The organism is Candidatus Methanoperedens nitratireducens (assembly GCF_900196725.1).
Taxonomy (GTDB): Archaea; Halobacteriota; Methanosarcinia; order Methanosarcinales; family Methanoperedenaceae; genus Methanoperedens; species Methanoperedens nitroreducens_A.
The window spans coordinates 1-2,256 of record NZ_FZMP01000175.1 but is presented as its reverse complement, the minus strand read 5'-3'; the positions used below and the strand labels follow the sequence as shown (position 1 = coordinate 2,256).

Genomic DNA, 2,256 nt, shown 5'->3' with positions numbered 1-2,256 from the left:
TAGTGACTAAATGCGCCGAAATCCAAGTTTAAAAGTAAAGAAGTGGGGTATAGTGTTTCTTGGCAAATATTACATGCCATGGATTATGGTGTGTTGCAAAAAAGAAAACGAGTTGTCGTTATCGGCAAAAGAGGTAATAGTAAATTCGAATTTCCTGAGCTTGAAAAAACAGTTAATAAATGGAAAATAAAATTTGATTTATTAGCTGATTTACCTGCTTTAAAACCGGGAGGTGGGGAAAAAATAATGCAATATAAAACGGGCTTAACAAATTATCTAGAAAAATTTGAAATCAGGAATGGAGTTGATTTTGTAACCCAGCATATCACCAGACCTCATAATGAAAGGGATCTTTCAATTTACAGGATCGCAATACAGAAATGGCTGAATAATGGGGAAAGATTAAAATATTCAGATTTACCAGAGAATCTAAAAACTCATAATAATCAAGAATCTTTTTTAGACAGGTTTAAAGTTGTAGATCCAAATGGATGTTCTCATACTGTAGTTGCCCATATAGCTAGAGATGGACATTATTATATTTATCCCGATTTTAAGCAGATCCGTTCTTTATCTATTCGTGAAGCTGCAAGAATCCAATCATTCTCTGATGATTACTATTTTGAAGGTAGTAGAAGCGCTGCATTTCGACAAATAGGTAACGCAGTACCTCCATTGATGGCAAAAAGTATTGCGGTATCAATTAAAAAACTTCTGTTAAATAAATGATAATATGGCTACCAATTTTGACTATTCAAACATTGAAACTACAAATGCAGAACCAGATGCCAGCTCAATGATCGAAACATTTAGAGCAATTGGTTATTCAATAGAAGCCGCAATTGCAGACATAATAGATAATTCTATAACTGCTGATGCTAAAAATATCTGGGTAGATTATGTCTGGCATGGGCCACATACTGTTTTATCAATTCTGGATGATGGTAAAGGAATGAATAGCGAAGAGTTAATCCAAGCAATGCGCCCAGGAAGTAAAAACCCTCTACTCACAAGAGATAGTAATGATTTAGGAAGATTTGGTTTAGGGTTGAAAACGGCTTCATTTTCTCAAACAAGAAAGTTTTCAGTTATATCAAAACGAACTGATTGTGAAGTTTGTTTATGGAGCTGGGATCTGGACTATGTTAACAAATCACAATCATGGAATATAATAAAATATTGCCCTGAAGAAAGTAATTATTCTGAAAAAATGGAGCAATTGAAATCAGGAACTTGTGTAGTATGGTGGGATTTGGACAGAGTAACAAAGGATACTAAAGAAGATAGTGAAGAATCAAAAAAGAAGTTTTTAGAGACAATGGAAAGAGTAAAATCACATCTTTCTATGGTATTTCATATGTTCATTGATGATGGTGTAAATATATTTCTCCAAGGAAGGAGAATAGAGCCATGGGACCCTTTCATGATAGGATTTAGTGGATTGCAGCCAAAACCGGAAGTAAAATTTCAGGGAGACCAGATAAATATCAAAGGATTTGTTCTGCCCCATAGATCGAAATTATCATATGAGGAATATAATTATGGAAAGGGTCCAAAAGATAGTTGGACAGAACAACAGGGATTTTATGTCTATCGCAGCAAACGTTTACTTGTTGCCGGAGATTGGCTTAGCATGTTTAAGAAAGAAGTTCATTACGATTTATGTCGAATTCGAATAGATCTACCAAATAATGTTGATGAAGATTGGCAAATAGACATTAAAAAATCAATCGCCAGACCTCCGTTAAAATACAAAGATCAAATAAGATCAGTCGCAAAAGAAGTGAGAGCACAAGCACTTGAAGTTTATACGAATAAAGGACAAATATTAAAACGAAAGCTATCTAAAGATGAGTATTCTCCATTTTGGGAAGAAAGAGTGAGGCATGGAAAAAGGTTTTATAAAATAAATCGTGAACACCCACTATTAAGCTAAGTCGCATAAATAGAGTTGTATTTTCTTAAGAAATTCCTTGCGGCAGTTGTCATTACATCTATTGAAGCATGGGAACGATCGACACCAACTGCTGAGTTTAATCGTCTGTTTACCAGGCTTTCTATAGGGTTTGAGTTAGGGTCACCTTTTCCGAGAAACTTTATGCGCAATATGTCTTTATGTTCTTTAACGAACTTCTTTACTTCTGGTGTTTTATGGTAAGTGGCTCTGTCAATAAACAAGATAATCTTCTTCAGACTGTGTCGTTTAGCATAGGCAATCACATTTGACAAGTGTCTTCTGAACTCTATATTGCGCCT

3 protein-coding genes are annotated in these 2,256 nt (G+C 34.8%); 2 read left to right on the top strand and 1 reads right to left on the bottom strand.

The window, feature by feature from the left end:
* The first annotated feature begins 42 nt into the window (after positions 1-42).
* Positions 43-729, top strand: coding sequence for a DNA cytosine methyltransferase (locus tag MNV_RS11040; protein ID WP_257000033.1), 687 nt, complete (start codon positions 43-45; stop codon positions 727-729).
* Positions 730-733: 4 nt separating this feature from the next.
* The gene (locus MNV_RS11035; protein ID WP_096206018.1) at positions 734-1,936 is read left to right on the top strand and encodes an ATP-binding protein; all 1,203 of its coding nucleotides are present in this window, start codon (positions 734-736) and stop codon (positions 1,934-1,936) included.
* Here MNV_RS11035 and MNV_RS11030 read toward each other — a convergent pair.
* A partial coding sequence (locus MNV_RS11030) for a transposase (protein ID WP_179293944.1) occupies positions 1,933-2,256 on the bottom strand: 324 nt, incomplete at its 5' end. The genes MNV_RS11035 and MNV_RS11030 overlap by 4 nt on opposite strands.